This window comes from Achromobacter sp. FW305-C-13 (assembly GCF_058783475.1).
Window position 1 is genome coordinate 443,446 of the sequence record NZ_JBYSYN010000003.1, and the last position, 15,049, is coordinate 458,494.

Annotated in this window: 16 protein-coding genes; 8 read left to right on the top strand and 8 right to left on the bottom strand. The window is 65.0% G+C overall.

Translation table 11 applies throughout. The annotated features are described in order from the left end of the window. Positions 1-206: 206 nt before the first annotated feature. From AC3WMU_RS21005 to AC3WMU_RS21020, 4 genes are all read right to left on the bottom strand, one after another. Positions 207-1,292 carry a LuxR family transcriptional regulator gene (locus AC3WMU_RS21005; protein ID WP_492282933.1) on the bottom strand — a complete coding sequence of 362 codons (1,086 nt, stop codon included), beginning with the start codon at positions 1,290-1,292 and terminating at the stop codon, positions 207-209. A 293-nt stretch (positions 1,293-1,585) separates the two neighbouring features. After that, positions 1,586-2,689, bottom strand: a complete 1,104-nt coding sequence (locus tag AC3WMU_RS21010; RefSeq protein ID WP_492282934.1) for an ABC transporter substrate-binding protein — start codon at positions 2,687-2,689, stop codon at positions 1,586-1,588. After that, on the bottom strand, positions 2,679-4,088 hold the full coding sequence (locus AC3WMU_RS21015) for a sensor histidine kinase N-terminal domain-containing protein (RefSeq protein WP_492282935.1): 1,410 nt from the start codon (positions 4,086-4,088) through the stop codon (positions 2,679-2,681). The genes AC3WMU_RS21010 and AC3WMU_RS21015 overlap by 11 nt, the downstream gene beginning before the upstream one ends. 4 nt (positions 4,089-4,092) lie before the next feature. Next, entirely contained in the window at positions 4,093-4,803 is a 711-nt protein-coding gene (locus AC3WMU_RS21020) for a response regulator transcription factor (RefSeq protein ID WP_088587896.1), read from the bottom strand. Between the two features lie 158 nt (positions 4,804-4,961). Here AC3WMU_RS21020 and AC3WMU_RS21025 point away from each other — a divergent pair, with 158 nt between their 5' ends. Together AC3WMU_RS21025 and AC3WMU_RS21030 are read left to right on the top strand one after the other, a co-directional pair. Further along, entirely contained in the window at positions 4,962-6,302 is a 1,341-nt protein-coding gene (locus AC3WMU_RS21025; protein WP_006223695.1) for a CitMHS family transporter, read from the top strand. 37 nt (positions 6,303-6,339) lie between these two features. Continuing rightward, positions 6,340-7,080 carry an SDR family oxidoreductase gene (locus AC3WMU_RS21030; protein ID WP_006223696.1) on the top strand — a complete coding sequence of 247 codons (741 nt, stop codon included), beginning with the start codon at positions 6,340-6,342 and terminating at the stop codon, positions 7,078-7,080. Positions 7,081-7,092: 12 nt separating this feature from the next. Here AC3WMU_RS21030 and AC3WMU_RS21035 read toward each other — a convergent pair whose 3' ends face one another. The 3 genes from AC3WMU_RS21035 to AC3WMU_RS21045 all read right to left on the bottom strand — a co-directional run bounded on the left by AC3WMU_RS21035 (position 7,093) and on the right by AC3WMU_RS21045 (position 9,496). Beyond that, positions 7,093-7,497: a GCN5 family acetyltransferase gene (locus tag AC3WMU_RS21035; RefSeq protein WP_492282936.1), complete on the bottom strand. Its 405-nt coding sequence runs from the start codon at positions 7,495-7,497 to the stop codon at positions 7,093-7,095. Positions 7,498-7,697: 200 nt separating this feature from the next. Continuing rightward, positions 7,698-8,993 (bottom strand): hypothetical protein, encoded by a 1,296-nt coding sequence (locus AC3WMU_RS21040; RefSeq protein WP_492282937.1) that lies wholly within the window; start codon positions 8,991-8,993, stop codon positions 7,698-7,700. Between the two features lie 59 nt (positions 8,994-9,052). Continuing rightward, a complete protein-coding gene (locus tag AC3WMU_RS21045; protein ID WP_088587900.1) occupies positions 9,053-9,496 on the bottom strand; it encodes a hypothetical protein in 444 nt (147 codons plus the stop codon). A gap of 462 nt (positions 9,497-9,958) precedes the next feature. Here AC3WMU_RS21045 and AC3WMU_RS21050 point away from each other — a divergent pair, with 462 nt between their 5' ends. From AC3WMU_RS21050 to AC3WMU_RS21065, 4 genes are all read left to right on the top strand, one after another. Further along, a complete protein-coding gene (locus tag AC3WMU_RS21050; RefSeq protein ID WP_006223700.1) occupies positions 9,959-10,162 on the top strand; it encodes a cold-shock protein in 204 nt (67 codons plus the stop codon). 40 nt (positions 10,163-10,202) lie between these two features. Further along, a complete protein-coding gene (locus AC3WMU_RS21055) occupies positions 10,203-10,460 on the top strand; it encodes a hypothetical protein (RefSeq protein ID WP_081534077.1) in 258 nt (85 codons plus the stop codon). A gap of 131 nt (positions 10,461-10,591) precedes the next feature. Further along, positions 10,592-11,128 (top strand): hypothetical protein, encoded by a 537-nt coding sequence (locus tag AC3WMU_RS21060; protein WP_006223702.1) that lies wholly within the window; start codon positions 10,592-10,594, stop codon positions 11,126-11,128. A gap of 106 nt (positions 11,129-11,234) precedes the next feature. Then, a complete protein-coding gene (locus AC3WMU_RS21065; protein ID WP_088587901.1) occupies positions 11,235-11,591 on the top strand; it encodes a gamma-glutamylcyclotransferase family protein in 357 nt (118 codons plus the stop codon). A 16-nt stretch (positions 11,592-11,607) separates the two neighbouring features. Here AC3WMU_RS21065 and norR read toward each other — a convergent pair whose 3' ends face one another. Then, positions 11,608-13,137: a nitric oxide reductase transcriptional regulator NorR gene (norR, locus tag AC3WMU_RS21070; RefSeq protein ID WP_492282938.1), complete on the bottom strand. Its 1,530-nt coding sequence runs from the start codon at positions 13,135-13,137 to the stop codon at positions 11,608-11,610. 153 nt (positions 13,138-13,290) lie between these two features. Here norR and ytfE point away from each other — a divergent pair, with 153 nt between their 5' ends. Further along, positions 13,291-13,962, top strand: a complete 672-nt coding sequence (ytfE, locus tag AC3WMU_RS21075; RefSeq protein ID WP_492282939.1) for an iron-sulfur cluster repair protein YtfE — start codon at positions 13,291-13,293, stop codon at positions 13,960-13,962. Positions 13,963-14,098: 136 nt separating this feature from the next. After that, the gene (locus AC3WMU_RS21080) at positions 14,099-15,016 is read left to right on the top strand and encodes a DUF808 domain-containing protein (protein ID WP_454676275.1); all 918 of its coding nucleotides are present in this window, start codon (positions 14,099-14,101) and stop codon (positions 15,014-15,016) included. Positions 15,017-15,049: the final 33 nt, after the last annotated feature.

A 15,049-nucleotide genomic window follows, 5' to 3' on the forward strand; every position in this document is an offset into this window, starting at 1 on the left:
TCCTTGATGACAAGCGTGATCGCAGCTTTTCCTTGACGGGATGCGTGGGCGCAGGCTCGGGCAAGGACCGCTGCGGGACCGGATTGCCCCCTCTCTCATGGCTTCGGGCCCATCGTAGGGCCGCATGGGTGCAGGCCACATACTCAAAATTGAGTACGCCCGCAGGCGCCTGGACCGCGGCCGTTTGGCTTGGCGGGCAGGGCGGCCTACAGCAAGGAGGCTAAGCGCACCAGTTCCGCCTGCCGGTTGCATTCCATTTTGCTGAGCAGGGAGGCAACCTGTTTGCGCACCGTCAGCACCGAGGCCTGGCGCAGGGTGGCGACTTCTTCCACGCTATGGCCGGCGGCAAGACCCGCCAACACGGCCGCTTCGGCATGAGTGATGCCGAATACGGATTCCAGTTTGGCGACGTCGGGCATGGCGAAGGCGCTTTTCTTACGCATGCGGATCAGCAACATCCTGCCGCCGATCAGATTTAGGGCGTGTGGCGCGGGGCTGATGTCGATCCAGAAGAACTCTCCCCAGCCGGACGCGGTGGCCAGCGACCGCGTTTTGCCGTCCCGGACGGCTGCGGCGCAGTTGGCGTCGAACAAGCGCTGCACCTTGTGGTCGGCGTGCCGCAGCTTGCCGCCGCGCACCGTCCAGCCTTGGGCGTCGTCCAGATACCGCACCGCCAGCGCGGACATCTCGTTGACCATGGATTCCTTGCTGATCAGCAAGATGGCTTCGTCCAGTTCCGAGAAGGCGCGTTCAATGGATTGCCAGCCGACGGCCAGCGCTTTTTCGCGCTGCGCGAGGTGGCTTTGCAGCGTGCGGAAGTATTGGGCGAAATCACCGGATTGCAGGCGCTGGCTGGCTTTGGGGTCGACCGTCGAGCGCTGGAAACCGATGGTGGCGTGCAGCACGGTGTTGGACTCGACGATCAGGCTCAGGATTTGCGCCATCCGGTGCTTGAGCATGAAGTCCGTATAGAACTCCGTGCGTTGCAGCTGGTCGGGGCTGTACATCTGCGCCGTGTCCAGCCAGGTGCCGGCAGGGGCCTGCCGGGAGTCCTGTTCCAGGATGTCGCAACGGTGGTAATGGCCTTGGTAGTCGGCGTAACACGCATCCGAAAATCCGATGGCGGACAGGTTCAGCAGCTTGTTGCGGGCATCGAAGACGATCAGCGTGCCGCTGTCGGCGCCGACCAGGTCGCGGGCGGTGCGCAAAATATCGTGCCAGGGCGGTTCGGGGTCGGTCAGGTGATGCACGGCGTCGATCGCGCGCCGCAAAACAATCTGATGCTCGGCCATGGTGTGCCTCCAACGCTGGTTCAAACGTAAACGCTGCTACGTGTCTCAGGTGCTGGTGGGGAGCTTCGGCCTCTTCGGACCAAAGCGGTGCTCGGCTGCTGCGGATCAGAGCGGAAGGGTTGGCGGGGTGGGGCGCATGGATATTGGCCGCCGCGGACCCAAGCGGAAATTATCCTCGCAAAATGGCGGCGAAGGACAAAATCGTTACGCCCTGGGGTCAGGAAAAATGCCCCTCGTGCCACGCGTGGTGCAGCCGCACCGGGGCATTTCGACCGGATGGGCAGGCACGCGCCCTAGGGCTTGGCGTTTGCCGCAACAGAAGGCAATACCGCGACCCGCCAGAAGTCCAGGAAATGGCGCTTTTTCAAGGGGTCCAGATACACCAGCAATCCCACGCCCAGGCCCATCGGACGCACGCCTGCCGCAGGGACGACGGATGCGCTGACGGGCCGCATGCCGGATTGCCGCGCGACCATTTCCTGTCCGCGCGCCGACAGCAGATAGTCCAGAAGCAAGGCGCCCAGGTCCGCGCGCGCCGCCTGCCTGGGAATGACCGCCGACCGGGACAGCATCAGCGTGTAGTCCTGCGGGTAGATGATCGCCAGCGGCGCGCCTTGGTCGATGCGGTGCCGGGTGTAGGACTCCAACAGGTTGTAGGCCAGCGTGATATCGCCGCGCTCGAGCTTGTCCAGGGCGTCTTCGGTGGATTGATGGACGGTGACGCCGCTCGCGCCCAGCGCCGCCAGCAGCGCGCCGGCCATGCTGTCCAACCGGGTGTCCTGCGTGGCAGCCAGGTAACCGATGCCGCTGCCCTGGACGTCGTATGTGGAGATCTTGCCGGCCAGGGGCTGGTCCGGGGCCTGCAGCAGGGACAGCAGTTCGCGTCGGGTGCGGGGAGCGCGGGCGGCGTCGAGCTTGCGCGTGTTGTAGACCATCACGATGGGATCGGTGCCGATGCTGAAGACCTCGTCCCGCCAGTTGGCCCAGGCGGGCAGCGACCGCGTCTCGGGCGAGACATGGGCTTGCGCGTAGCCGTCGTTGACGAGCTTGGTCTGTAAGTCCATGGCGCTGCTGATGATCAGGTCCGGGCCGGATCGGGCAGCGCCGGCCTGACCACGGGCCACGGTTTCAGCGTAGAGCTCCTGCGTGGTCAGTTCGGTGTATTCCAGGCGGATCGTGGGGTTCAGCCTGCTGAAGTCTTCCAGCACGCCTTTGAACACCTGCACGCTGTTGGAGGCGTGCAGGACCAGCACGTGCTTGCTGTCGGCAGGCCCCAGCGTGAGACCCGCGCCGCTGGCTTCCTGGGCATGCGCCGTGGGCAGGAGCAGCAGCAAGGCGGCGATTGCGACCAGGCCGCGGCCGAACCCGCGCAGGGATGATAGGGCGTCACGCATCATGGGGGCCGGCCGGTAAGGTGATGACGGCGTCCAACCCGCCGCCCACACGGTTGCTCAGGCTGAGCTTGCCGTGATGGATGTCCACCACGCGTTTGATGATGGACAGGCCAAGGCCGGCGCCGGGCGTGCGGGGATTGGGGCCGCGTGCAAAGCGTTCAAAGGCGGTGTTGGCCAAGGCCGGCGGAATGCCGGGCCCCTGATCGGACACGGTAATCCGCCAGCACGCGTCGTGGCGGTCAAGGCGGATGTCGATGTGGCCGTCGGGACTGGCGCCGTGGCGCAGCGCGTTGTCGATCAGATTCTTGAAGGCCTCGCGCAGCATCAGGCTGTCGCCCTGGATGTGGGGCGCTTCGCCCGCCGCCGTGCCTGGCAGGTGCAGGCGCACGTCGGGCTGGGGGTCGGCTTGCGGGATGGTGTCGTAGGCCGCCTGGCTCAGCAGCTCGGCCAGGTTCACCGGTTGGAACTGTTTGACGTTGCTGCGGTGGATGACGCTGGCGTCGCTTAACAGCTGGTTGACCAGGCGCGACAGCTTTTCCGCATTGCGCAGCACGGCCAGCAGGCTGCGGCGTTGTTCGGCGGCGTCTTCCTCATCCAGCGCCACCTCCATCTGCGCGTGCAGCGCGGCCAGCGGCGTGCGTAGCTGATGCGCGGCCTCGGCGATGAACAGGCGCAGCGTATCCAGGTTGTCCGACAGGCGCGCCATGAAGCCATCCAGCGCGTGGACCAGCTTGTCCAACTCTTCAGGCACGGGCGCGTGGATGGGATGCAGGTCCGACGCGCTGCGGGCGGCAAGTTCGCGTTCAATGCGCTGGATGGGCGACAACGAGCGCTGCAGGCCCCAATACGCCAGGGCCAGCGCCGCCGCGGTGAAACCCATCAACGCCAGCGTGCCTTGCCAGAGGATGCCCTGGGCCAGCGCATTGCGCGCCTCGCGGGTCTGTGCCACCTGGATGACGGCCACCTCGGCGTTGCGCGGGCCGGCAACTTTGCGGGCCATCCAGGCAATGCGCACGGGCTCGCCCTGGTAGACGGCTGCGTACAGTTGGGGGACGCCGGAGGTGGCGGCGGCGTCCACGCCAGCCGGGGCGGGCAAGTCCCCATAGCCCGAGATCAGGGCGCCGTCACCGGCGGCCACGCGATAGAACACCCGGTCGCGCGGGGCCTGCTCCAACAGCGCGAGCGCGGCATACGGCATGTCCATCTGCCATTCGCCCTGCACCAGCTGCAGGCTGTCGGCCATGGACAGGACGGAGGCGCGCAGCAATTGGTCGTAGGTGGTGTCGGCAGTCTGCTGCGCATACCCGCGCACCAGCAGATAGAGGGCGCCCAGGCCCACGGCAAAAAGCGCCAGCAGCATGGTCAGCAGCCGGCGTCGGATCGAGAGGCGGCGGTGCTGCACAGGCTTAGTCCTGCGGCGTGTCGGGCGCTGCGGTGCTACGGCCCGTGTCGTCGGCCGCGGTCAGCAGATAGCCGGTGCCGCGCTGCGTTTCGATTCGCAGCGGCGATCCTTCCAGCTTGCGGCGCAGGCGGGCGATATAGACCTCGATGGCGTTGGGGGCGGCATCGTCGTCGAAGGCGAACAGCTTGTTGGCGATTTCCGATTTGCTGACGGCGCGATTCATGCCGGCCAGCAGGATTTCCAGCAGGCTGTATTCGCGCTTGGGCAGGTCGATGCGCTGGCCGGCCAAGGTCACCTGGCGGGCGGCACTGTCGATGGTCAGGTCGCCGAAGCGCTGCACGCCAGTGGCCTGGGCGATGGGCCGGCGCAGCAGGGCGCGGCAGCGGGCTTCCAGTTCGCGGAAGTCGAAGGGTTTGGCCAGGTAGTCGTCGGCGCCGGTATCCAGGGCATGGACGCGGTCCTCGATGTCGATGCGGGCGGTCAGCGCCAGCACCGGCGTCTTGCTGCCGCGGTCGCGCAGCCGATGCAGGATGTCGAAGCCGGACATGCGGGGCAGCCCGATGTCCAGGATGACCAGATCGAAGGTCTCGTATTGGAGGACGCCGTCGGCGCTGAGGCCGTCGTTCTGCAGGTCCACGGCATGGCCGAGACGGCGCAGCCGGCGGACGATGGCGTCGGCCAGATCCTCGTCGTCTTCGATTACCAGGATGCGCATGGGCCCGATTGTAGTGCCGTCGGCTTTACCCCGGTCTTGCGGGCTTGCTTACAAAAAAACGACAGGTTCCAGACAGCTTTTCTTCCTAGTCTTCTGCACCTGCTTCCCCCGCCGGAGGCAGTGCCACACATAACAACGACTAGTCGGAGATACCCCTCATGCTTCTGACCCTGCTTGGCTTCGGCATGGTGATCACGTTCATGACGCTGATCATGACCAAGCGCCTGTCGCCGTTGGTCGCCCTTATCCTCGTCCCCATTATTTTTGCGTTGCTGGGCGGCTTCGGCGCCGGCATCGACAAGATGATGCTGGACGGCATCCGCAAGATTGCGCCCACGGGCGTGATGCTGATGTTCGCCATCCTGTATTTCGGGGTGATGATCGACGCCGGCCTGTTCGACCCCATCGTGGGCCGCATCCTGCGCGCGGTGAAGGGCGATCCCTTGAAAATCGTGGTCGGCACCACCGTGCTGGCCCTGGTGATCTCTCTGGACGGTGACGGCTCGACCACCTACATGATCGTGGTGGCCTCGATGCTGCCGCTGTACCGCCGCCTGAAGATGAACGCGCTGTCCATGACCTGCCTGGCGATGCTGGCCAGCGGCGTGATGAACCTGACGCCGTGGGGCGGGCCGACGGCGCGCGCCGCCAGCGCCTTGCACGTGGACGCGGGCGACATCTTCGTGCCGCTGGTGCCGGTGATGGGCGTGGCGATTGTCTCCATCCTGGTCCTGGCGTTCTTCCTGGGCTTGCGTGAACGGCGCCGCCTGGGCGTGCTGTCGCTGCCCGCCGGCGCGTCGCTGCATGCCGGCTACGACGAAGACGGCCCCAAGAACCTGCCCGAGATCGAAGTCGACCACGACCTGCGCCGCCCCAAGCTGCTGTGGGTGAACGCGGGCCTGACGCTGGCGCTGATGGTCAGCCTGGTAATGGGCATCCTGCCGCTGCCGGTGTTGTTCATGATCGCCTTCGCGGTGGCGCTGATCATCAACTATCCGAACCTGGCCGAGCAGCGCCGCCGCGTCGCCCAGCATGCGGGCAACGTGCTGTCGGTGGTGTCGCTGATCTTCGCCGCCGGCATCTTCACGGGCATCCTGTCGGGCACGGGCATGGTGGAAGCCATGTCGCGCAGCCTGTTGGCCGTGATTCCGGATGCCATGGGTCCGTACCTGGCCGGCATCACCGCGCTGGTCAGCCTGCCGTTCACGTTCTTCATGTCGAACGACGCCTTCTACTTCGGCGTGTTGCCGATCCTGAGCGAAGCCGCCCAGGGCTATGGGATTTCGCCAGTGGAAATGGCGCGCGCATCGCTCATCGGCCAGCCGGTGCATCTGCTGAGCCCTCTGGTGCCGTCGACCTACCTGCTGGTCGGCCTGGCCGGCGTGGAATTCGGCGACCACCAGCGCTATTCGCTGAAGTGGGCCACGATGGTCTGCATGGTGATGCTGGCGGCCGCCCTGGCGTTCGGCCTGTTCCCCCTGGTGGGCGGGGTCGCTTGATCCGCGGCGCCTGCCGCACTTTCATAAAGGAACGTTCATGGCTTTGCGTATTGCTTACGTCACCAGCGGAATGGGCCACACGGGCACCGCGATCTGCCAGGCGCTGCATCATGCCGGACACCGTGTGGTGGCCGGCTGCGGCCCGCGCTCGTCGCGCCGCGACGGCTGGCTGAAGGAACAGAAATCCCTGGGCTACGACTTCGTCGCCTCGGAAGGCGACGCGACCGATTGGGCCTCGACCGAGGCCGCGTTCGCCAAGGTCCGCCGCGAAGTGGGCGAGATCGACGTGCTGGTCAACAACGCCGGCTCGATGCTGGACATGCGTTTTCGCCAGATGGCGTATGCGGACTGGTCGGCCGTGCTGCGCAGCAACCTGGACACCTTGTTCAACAGCACCAAGCAGGTGGTCGACAGCATGGCCGACCGCGGCTGGGGGCGCATCATCAACATCGGGTCCGTGGCGGCGGAAAAAGGCCAGATCGGCCAGATCAACTACGCCACGGCCAAGGGCGCGGTGATCGGCTTCACGCGGTCGCTGGCGCAGGAAGTGGCGGCGCGCGGTGTGACGGTGAATCTGGTGTCGCCGGGCTTCATCGCCGACGATACCGTCAAGGCCTTCCCGCCCGCGCTGCTGGACCGCATCATCGAAAGCGTGCCCGTCGGACGGCTGGGCACCGCCCGCGACCTGGCAGGGCTGTGCGCCTGGCTGGCGTCCGACGAAGCGGCGTTCGTGACGGGCGCCAACTACGCCATCAACGGCGGCGTATACATGAGCTAACGGCCAGCGCGCCTAGTGCGCGCGGCGGTTCAGGAAATCCGGGATGGACGTGGCGGTGCGCTTGCTGTCGGCCAGCCACTCCACGCGCCATTCGGTGATCCGCGCTTCGGTGAAATGCTCGAAGACGCCCGGGGTGGGTTCGTTGATGGATTCAAACTGCCGGACCAGCACCAGCGGCTGCTCCGCGCCCGGCGTCTCGTTCGCGCATTCTACCGCGTCCTCGAAGGTAGCGAACGCGTAGTAATAGTCGTCGCCGTCGTGCAAGTCTTCGCCGCCCGCATGCGGGTGCACCCACACGCGGTACTCCAGCACGTCGTCATAGAAATACCCGCCGCCGGACTTCGTCAGGGCGGGGTATTCGCCGACCTGGTCGGGATCGATGGCGGCGGGGTAGGGGGAAGGAGCGGAAGACGTCATTGTGCAGAATTCTTGCAGGGGTTGATGGGGCGCGACATGCAGGGCGACACCTTATCCGATCTTTGGCGGGATTAGTGCGTCAACGCCAGGTGGGCGATGTATCCGGACCGGCTCTCTCCGGCAGCGCGCGCTTGTGATTTATCAGACGGTGCGACCAGCCAAAGGCCTCCGCATGCGCAAGCGTTGGGGAAAACCGCAGGCTACGTGCATTGCCACAGCTGCCCGCTCACGCGGCAGCCCGAGCACCAGAACGTGTAATTGCAGCCCCCGCTGCCCCATAGCCATTCGCCGCCGTCGGCCTGGGGCAATCCGGAATCCAGCTGCATGACGGCAGCCATGTCCTGTTGGCAGTCGGGGCAGGCGGGGTAGTCGGCGGATTGCACCCAACTGGGCGCGCCGCCGACGCGGCTGAGATTCTGGCGGCCGTTCGATTCACCCCAGTCCTGGCAGGTCCAACGGGCGGGTGCGGCAAAGAGCTGGACCTCGGCGTCCAGCAAGGCGCTGGCGACGAAGTCGGGTGTCGACGGGGCGTCCCGCTGCTGGGCCGGATGCGCGCTGGCGACGCCATCGGCATCGTGCCGGTAGAACAGCGCGCCGTCGCTCTCCCAACCCTGGCAGGACAGGCATGTCGCGAATTCGATCGGGCTGCCGCTGTCGATGCCCGCGCAGGCGGGTTCGGGCAGGGACAGCAAGCGATGCAAGGGCGCATGGCAAAGTCCGCAGGTGCTGCCAAGCTCGCCGCCCATCCGCGCATGCGTGACGGGCGGCATGCCGGCGTTCCAGGTGGGATGGGCCTTGTGGATGTCCCGTCGCCAAGCGGGTTGTTCGGCCAGCATGCGCTTGCGCTGCGTGGCGTTGAAGCCGATATGCAGGGGCCGTTCCGTGTGCAGCGAGCGCAGGCCGTCGGCGTGCCGGGTGTAGCCGGCAAGCATCAGCCAGGATGCAGCAGCGGGATCCGAGGCATCGGGGAACAGGCGCGCCAACGCGTGCAACACGGCATCGGGCCGGCGCGACCGCAGCAAGGCAATGGCGCGTGCGCGGCCCAGCGTTCCTTCGGTGGTGTCGTGCTCAAGCGCGGTGGACCAGGCTTCCAATGTCGCGGCGTCCAACGCGCGCCAAGCCTGGCCGTCAAGATATTCCGGACCGCCTTCGCCCGCGTGCGCGGCGGCCAGCAACAGTTCCCAGCTGCCCGCGAAGACATGAGGGTATTGCAGGGCGGCGGAATCCAGCACGGCAGACAGGAGGTCCGACCGGTCTCCTTGCATCGCCCGCTGCCAGGCCAGGTTGACCGTGGCCACGTACGTGTCGTCGTCCATCAAGTCGAGCGCGGCGTCGATGAACGTGGCGTTATCGAGCGACCGGTCCAGCGCCAGCGCGACCAGATCGCCCAACGCCTTGGGGTCTTCACGCTGCAGTTGCAGCGTTTGCGCCATGGGGTCGTTGTTCTTCCAACCCAGGCGTTCGAAAGCATCCAGAATGGCAGTGGGGTCTTGCATGGGCGGGCCCTGATAATTTTCAGGCCAAAAGCATATCCCATGCGGGCCAGGCAGGCGCCTTACCGCCCCAGTTTCATCGACACATCCGTGTGCGTGCCGCGGTCCAGGTCGGCACCAAGAGACTGATCCCAGTCGGGCAGGTTCAACAGTTCCTTGCCGATTTCGCCCGCTTCGATGCGGCGGGCGATGTCGTCCAGCAGCAAGGTGCGCGTGGCGAAGCCCTTGCCTTGGAGGTCCCGCGCGAACAGCCGGTACGTCAGGTTGGGTTCGGCGCCTTTCATGACGCCCAGGTCCAGGATGCGACCTTGTTCATTGCGCATCAGCAGATGCCCGGGCCGGGCGTAGATGCGGTAGATGCGCCAGGGCGACGAGATGGCTGCGTGTTCGCGCTGTGCTTCACGCTTGGGCTCGCCGCTGTTGCCGCGAGGCGGCATGGATGCGGGCGGAAGCAGTTTGACGCAGGCGTTTGCGAATTTTGCGATCGACCTTCTGAATGCGCTCACGCGTATTCTGCGATCGGCGCGGACGCCATTGACGCGACGCGTGACATTGGAAGGGACTGCGAGAGGTTAATACGTTGAATGGGCATGACCATACTCCTGTATGGCGATACGGCGAAGGTAACGCACGTTCAAGCACCATCGCACCAGCATACGCGCTTTACCTCGCGCGCGTAGTTAAAAGCAGGGTTGGTTACGCAATAGGCAAACAATAAGGGGCGTGCAGACATGCAGGCGCGTTTTTTTCGGGCCAAATAACCGCCAATTGGAACCGTAATAACTATTTGGTGGTAATCGGAAACGCCGATTGACTTTAAGAACCCCTGCACCCATAGTGGGCTTGAAGCTTTTCGAGCATCGTGATTTTCGTCCGGTCTTGCACCCTTGGGGGCGCTTCATTGTTCGCAGTCCTTTCCTTGACAGGCTCATTTCGCGGGCGGTGCCCGCATTTAAAGGAAAGAGATTATGGAAACCGGAATCGTCAAGTGGTTCAACGACGCCAAAGGATTTGGCTTCATCATGCCCGAGAATGGCGGCAAGGATTTGTTTGCGCATTTCTCGGAAATCGTGAGCGACGGGCATAAGGTGCTGCTGGAAAACCAGCGCGTCAGCTATGTCACCGCGCAGGGCGCCAAAGGCCCGCACGCCACGCAAATCCGCGCTTTGTGAATGAAGGCCCTTGCGGCCTTTTGATCAAATAGGGGGTTTCATGTTTCACAACAATATGGTCTACAAGGGCTATCGGCTCACCGCTAGTGTTTCCCGGATTTCAGTCGGGGGCAGTGGCCGGCCCGCCTTCACCGCAACGGTTGCGGTGGAACTTGCGGCAGATCAGGACAAGCTCAACGAACATCATGCCGTACCGTTGTTCGAATCGGGTGGATTCGTTTCCAGCCCGGGAATGGCGGTGGATGCCGCGATCAATCATGGCAGGCTCGTGGTTGACGCACATGCCAGGCCAGTTTGATGTCCGGCAGCATCGCGCTGCGCCTATGCCTGACCGGGCCGCCCTGAATTCCACGGGCGGCCTTTTATTTTCCAGCGGCGTCGTTTGATCCTGCCGTTGGTGCTTTTACCCCGCATGCCCAGGAGAATCGCATGTCGAATTCAACCGGCAGGGCAGGCAGGGCGCGATGGGACGATGAAGGCGGCGCGCGTTTTTCCGCGTTGGCCACGTCATTCGCGCTTGAGCAACTGGACGACGCCGAGCAGCGCATCCTGGCTTTTCTTGGCGCCTCTGTGCTGAACCAGTGGCAGGAACTTCCGCAAGACGCGCGGCAACGCATCCTGGCCCTTGGCATGGCGCAAGCCGACTTCAATCCCCCGCAAGTGAAGATGCGGATTGCGCGTTTCATGGCGGACGGCGGCAGCGGCCGGCCCGGGGACATGCCGCCCGTGCGCATGCGGCCGGGCATCACGCGCGTGGAGCGCGACGATGACGATTTTGTCGACCGCGCCAAGATGGCTTACAAGCAGGACGGTGGCGCTGAAGAACCGGCGCACTATAGCCACATCAACGAATTCGAAGGAAAACGTGTCGTCGTCCTGCGCAACAAGCGCGGGGTGCTTGCCGTGTACGAAGACGTGCAAGGCCTGGTGACGCGGCTGGCGCGCTGGCCGGCTTCCTGGGTGTAAGCCAATACGGGTCGGCGCCTGTTCAGCGCAGCGCGTCGACCTTTCGGATGCATCGTGGACGCACTGGTGTAAAGTCATTTCCCCACGATTTTTCCCTGAAGGAACGATGGTGAATGACTCCCACGAAACGTCGATACTGCTTTTCTCGTACGGGACGTTGCAGGACAAGGCGGTGCAGTTGGCCAATTTCGGTCGCGAGCTGACCGGGCGGCCCGATGCGATGACGGGGTATGTCCAGCACTGGGTGGCCATTACCGATCCCGAGGTCCTGAAGACCAGCGGCAAGGCCGAGCACCCCATCGTGTACGCCAGCTACGACCCAAAGGACGAAGTCCACGGCACGGTGTTCGAGATCAGCCAGAAGGAACTGCATGCCGCCGACAGCTATGAAGTCGCGGACTACAAGCGCGTCTCGGTGTTGTTGAAATCCGGCGTGCACGCCTGGGTGTACATCAAGGCCTGATGCGCCGTCTTCCGCCTCATTGCTTCAGCCCCAGGCGCCGCGCCAGCTTGTGCAAGTTACTGGGGTCCACGTCCAGAGCGCGCGCGGCATGGGCCCAGTTGCCGTCGTGCGCCTGCAGCGCCCGGCGGATCGCCTGGCGTTGGCAGGCGTCCACCGTGTCGCGCAATGACGGCAGGCCGGCGGCCGGCACGTCATCGGCCGCCAGTGCTTCCGTGACGGGCATCGGTGCATTGTGGTCCGACACGTCCAGCAGGCTGGTCTCAAGCGTGACGATGTCGTTGCGGTTGGCGCCGTGGCTGACCGCCTTGATGGCGGCCCGGCTGATCACGTGTTCCAGTTCCCGCACGTTGCCGGGCCAGGAATAGCGGCGCAGCATTTCTTCGGCGTCTTCCGACAGCCGCAGGCTGCGCAGGCCCAGCCGCGCGCGGTTCAGTTCCAGGTAGCGGCCGGCCAGCAGCAGCACGTCATTGCCGCGTTCGCGCAGCGGCGGAATCGGAACGGGGTAGACCGACAGGCGGTGATAGAGGTCGGCGCGGAAATCGCCTGCCTGCACCAAGTCGCTCAGACTGCGGTTGGTGGCCGCCACGATGCGCACGTCCACCGTACGCGGGCGGTCGTCGCCCAGGCGCTGGATCTCGCCGTTCTGCAGCGCGCGCAGCAGTTTGGCCTGCACCAGCAGCGGCAGTTCGCCCACTTCATCCAGGAATAGCGTGCCGCCGTTGGCCGCTTCGAAGCGCCCGGGCCGGTCGGTGACCGCGCCGGAGAACGCGCCCTTGGCGTGGCCGAACAATTCGCTTTCCGCCAGGGACTCCGGCAGGGCGGCGCAGTTCACGTGTACCAGCGGCTTGCCGCTGCGGCGCGACAGGCGGTGTACGCGATGCGCGAACAACTCCTTGCCGACACCGGTTTCGCCCAGCAGCAGGATCGGCAGGTCGGAATCGGCCACCACCTGGATCTCGTGCAGCAGCCGGGTGATGGGCGGGCTGTTGCCCAGGATTTCGTGCCGGTCCGGCGCCACGCTGTCGGCGGGGGCGGGGCCGCGGGCGTCGCGCAAGGCGCGGATCTCGGTTTCCAGCCGCGTGGTGCGCAGCGCGGCTTCGACCAGCACGATGGCGTCGCGTAGTTCGGACTGCGCTTGCCCGTCGAAGGTGCCGACATCCAGCGCATCCAGCGTCAGCACGCCCCAGGGTTTGCCTTCGACGTGCAGGCTGGTACCCATGCAGTCGTGCACCGGCAGCGGCTCGCCGGCCATGCCGTTGATCAGGCCGTCATAGGGATCGGGAAGCGTGCTGTCGTGGTGGAAACAGGTGACGCCGCGCCGGGCCAGGATGGCGGCCAGGCGCGGGTGCTGGTGCACGGCAAAGCGCCGGCCCAGTGCGTCCTGGGTCAGGCCGTCCACCGCGATGGGGCGCAGATGGTCTTCTTCCTGTTGAAGCAAGGCCACCGCGCCGCAACGAAAATGCGCACGCAGGCTGGAGACCAGCCGTTGCAGGCGGATGGCCGGCGGCAGGTCGGCGACCAGGTCGGCAAGCAAGAGGTTATGCATGGGGTGGATTTTACCGTCCAAGGGTGATTAAAACCCTATCGTGCGACGGTGCTATCTACCCTGTATTTTGCAGGTGATTGATTTATCGCAAGATTTTTCTGGCACGCTTTTCGCTTCTATCCCAGTACCCGTCAAGATCACTGGAGAGACGCGATGAGCATGGTTGAGCAATCCCTGGGCCAATTGGCCCGCAGCATTCCGGGCGCCACGCAGGTGTTCCACGAATACGACCTGGATTTCTGCTGTGGCGGCAAGAAAAGCCTGGGCGAGGCAGCGGCCCAACGGTCGCTCGACCCGACCCAGATCGAGGCGCGCCTCGTCGCGCTGTCCCACAACCCGCCCCAGGAAACGGATTGGGGCCAGGCGTCGGCCGCTGAACTGATCGACCACATCCTGGCCCGCTATCACGACGTGCATCGCCAGCAGTTGCCCGAGCTGATCCGGTTGGCCTTAAAGGTCGAGCAGGTGCATGCCGGCAGCCCGGATTGCCCGGCCGGCCTGGCGGACCACCTGCGCACGATGCAGCAGGAACTGGAAAGCCATATGCAGAAAGAAGAGCAGGTGCTGTTTCCGATGCTGGCCCGCGGCCATGGCGCGATGGCGACGATGCCGATCATGGTGATGCGCATGGAGCACGACGACCATGGCGTGGCACTGGAACGGCTGCTGGCGCTGACGCACGACCTGACGTTGCCGCGCGCCGCATGCAATACCTGGCGCGCGCTCTATTTGGGCATCCGCACGTTCAAGGAAGACCTGATGGCGCACATCCATCTGGAAAACAACATCCTGTTCGACGATGCCGCGACGCCGGCGCGCAACTAAGCAGCCAGGTCCGCGGGGCGGCGGTTGCGCCAGGCCCGATCCCGACACAAAAGGAATGAAAACGGCCCACCATGTTGCAGCCGGGCGGCGCTTGCCGCCTGTACACTCGGATCACCTTAGGCTCAGGGGATCCTAGATGGCCGGTAGCAGTTTCTTCGCATTGTTCGATGACATCGCCACGATTCTGGATGACGTCTCCGTCATGACCAAAGTGGCGGCCAAGAAGACGGCCGGCGTGCTGGGCGACGACCTGGCGCTGAACGCGCAGCAAGTGACTGGCGTGCCGGTCAACCGGGAATTGCCCGTCGTGTGGGCGGTGGCCCGGGGTTCCTTCATCAATAAACTGATCCTGGTGCCGTCGGCGCTCTTGATCAGCGCCTTTCTTCCATGGGCCGTGACGCCGCTGCTGATGCTGGGCGGAGCGTTCCTCTGCTTCGAAGGCGTGGAAAAACTGGCCCACAAGTTCCTGCCGCATGGCGAGTCCGCCGAAGGCAATCACGCCGCGCGCGCGGAAGCTCTGCAAGACGCGTCCGTGGACATGGTCGCGTTCGAACGCGACAAGATCAAAGGCGCGGTGCGCACCGATTTCATCCTGTCCGCCGAGATCATCGTCATCAGCCTGGACGCCGTGGCGAACGCCGATTTCACGCGCCAGGTGCTGGTGCTGTCGATCATTGCCGTGGCCATGACGGTAGGCGTCTACGGGCTGGTGGCCGGCATCGTCAAGCTGGACGACCTGGGCCTGTACCTGAGCCAGAAGCGGTCGCAGGCGACGGCGTGGCTGGGCAAGCGGATCGTGGGCGCAGCGCCCTACCTGATGAAGACTTTGTCGGTGGTGGGCACTGCGGCCATGTTCATGGTGGGCGGCGCCATCCTGACCCATGGCATCCCGCCTGTGCATGCCGCCGTGGAGCAGGCCGCCGCCGCGGTGGGCGGGGGCGGCGTGGTCCATGCGCTGACGTCCACCTTGCTCAACGCCCTGTTCGGCATCGCCGCCGGGGCAGTGGTGCTGGGCGTGGTCAGCGTCGTGAAGCGGCTGTTCAAGAAAGGCTGAATGCGGCGCGCCGCTATGGCGCGCCACATTTTC

Coding starts and splice junctions, on each gene's coding strand:
- AC3WMU_RS21025 (WP_006223695.1), top strand. CDS start 4,962: ATGCTTCTGACCCTGCTTGGCTTCGGCATGGTGATCACGTTCATGACG.
- AC3WMU_RS21030 (WP_006223696.1), top strand. CDS start 6,340: ATGGCTTTGCGTATTGCTTACGTCACCAGCGGAATGGGCCACACGGGC.
- AC3WMU_RS21035 (WP_492282936.1), bottom strand. CDS start 7,497: ATGACGTCTTCCGCTCCTTCCCCCTACCCCGCCGCCATCGATCCCGAC.
- AC3WMU_RS21010 (WP_492282934.1), bottom strand. CDS start 2,689: ATGATGCGTGACGCCCTATCATCCCTGCGCGGGTTCGGCCGCGGCCTG.
- AC3WMU_RS21020 (WP_088587896.1), bottom strand. CDS start 4,803: ATGCGCATCCTGGTAATCGAAGACGACGAGGATCTGGCCGACGCCATC.
- norR (WP_492282938.1), bottom strand. CDS start 13,137: ATGCATAACCTCTTGCTTGCCGACCTGGTCGCCGACCTGCCGCCGGCC.
- AC3WMU_RS21060 (WP_006223702.1), top strand. CDS start 10,592: ATGTCGAATTCAACCGGCAGGGCAGGCAGGGCGCGATGGGACGATGAA.
- AC3WMU_RS21040 (WP_492282937.1), bottom strand. CDS start 8,993: ATGCAAGACCCCACTGCCATTCTGGATGCTTTCGAACGCCTGGGTTGG.
- ytfE (WP_492282939.1), top strand. CDS start 13,291: ATGAGCATGGTTGAGCAATCCCTGGGCCAATTGGCCCGCAGCATTCCG.
- AC3WMU_RS21065 (WP_088587901.1), top strand. CDS start 11,235: ATGGTGAATGACTCCCACGAAACGTCGATACTGCTTTTCTCGTACGGG.
- AC3WMU_RS21005 (WP_492282933.1), bottom strand. CDS start 1,292: ATGGCCGAGCATCAGATTGTTTTGCGGCGCGCGATCGACGCCGTGCAT.
- AC3WMU_RS21050 (WP_006223700.1), top strand. CDS start 9,959: ATGGAAACCGGAATCGTCAAGTGGTTCAACGACGCCAAAGGATTTGGC.
- AC3WMU_RS21080 (WP_454676275.1), top strand. CDS start 14,099: ATGGCCGGTAGCAGTTTCTTCGCATTGTTCGATGACATCGCCACGATT.
- AC3WMU_RS21055 (WP_081534077.1), top strand. CDS start 10,203: ATGTTTCACAACAATATGGTCTACAAGGGCTATCGGCTCACCGCTAGT.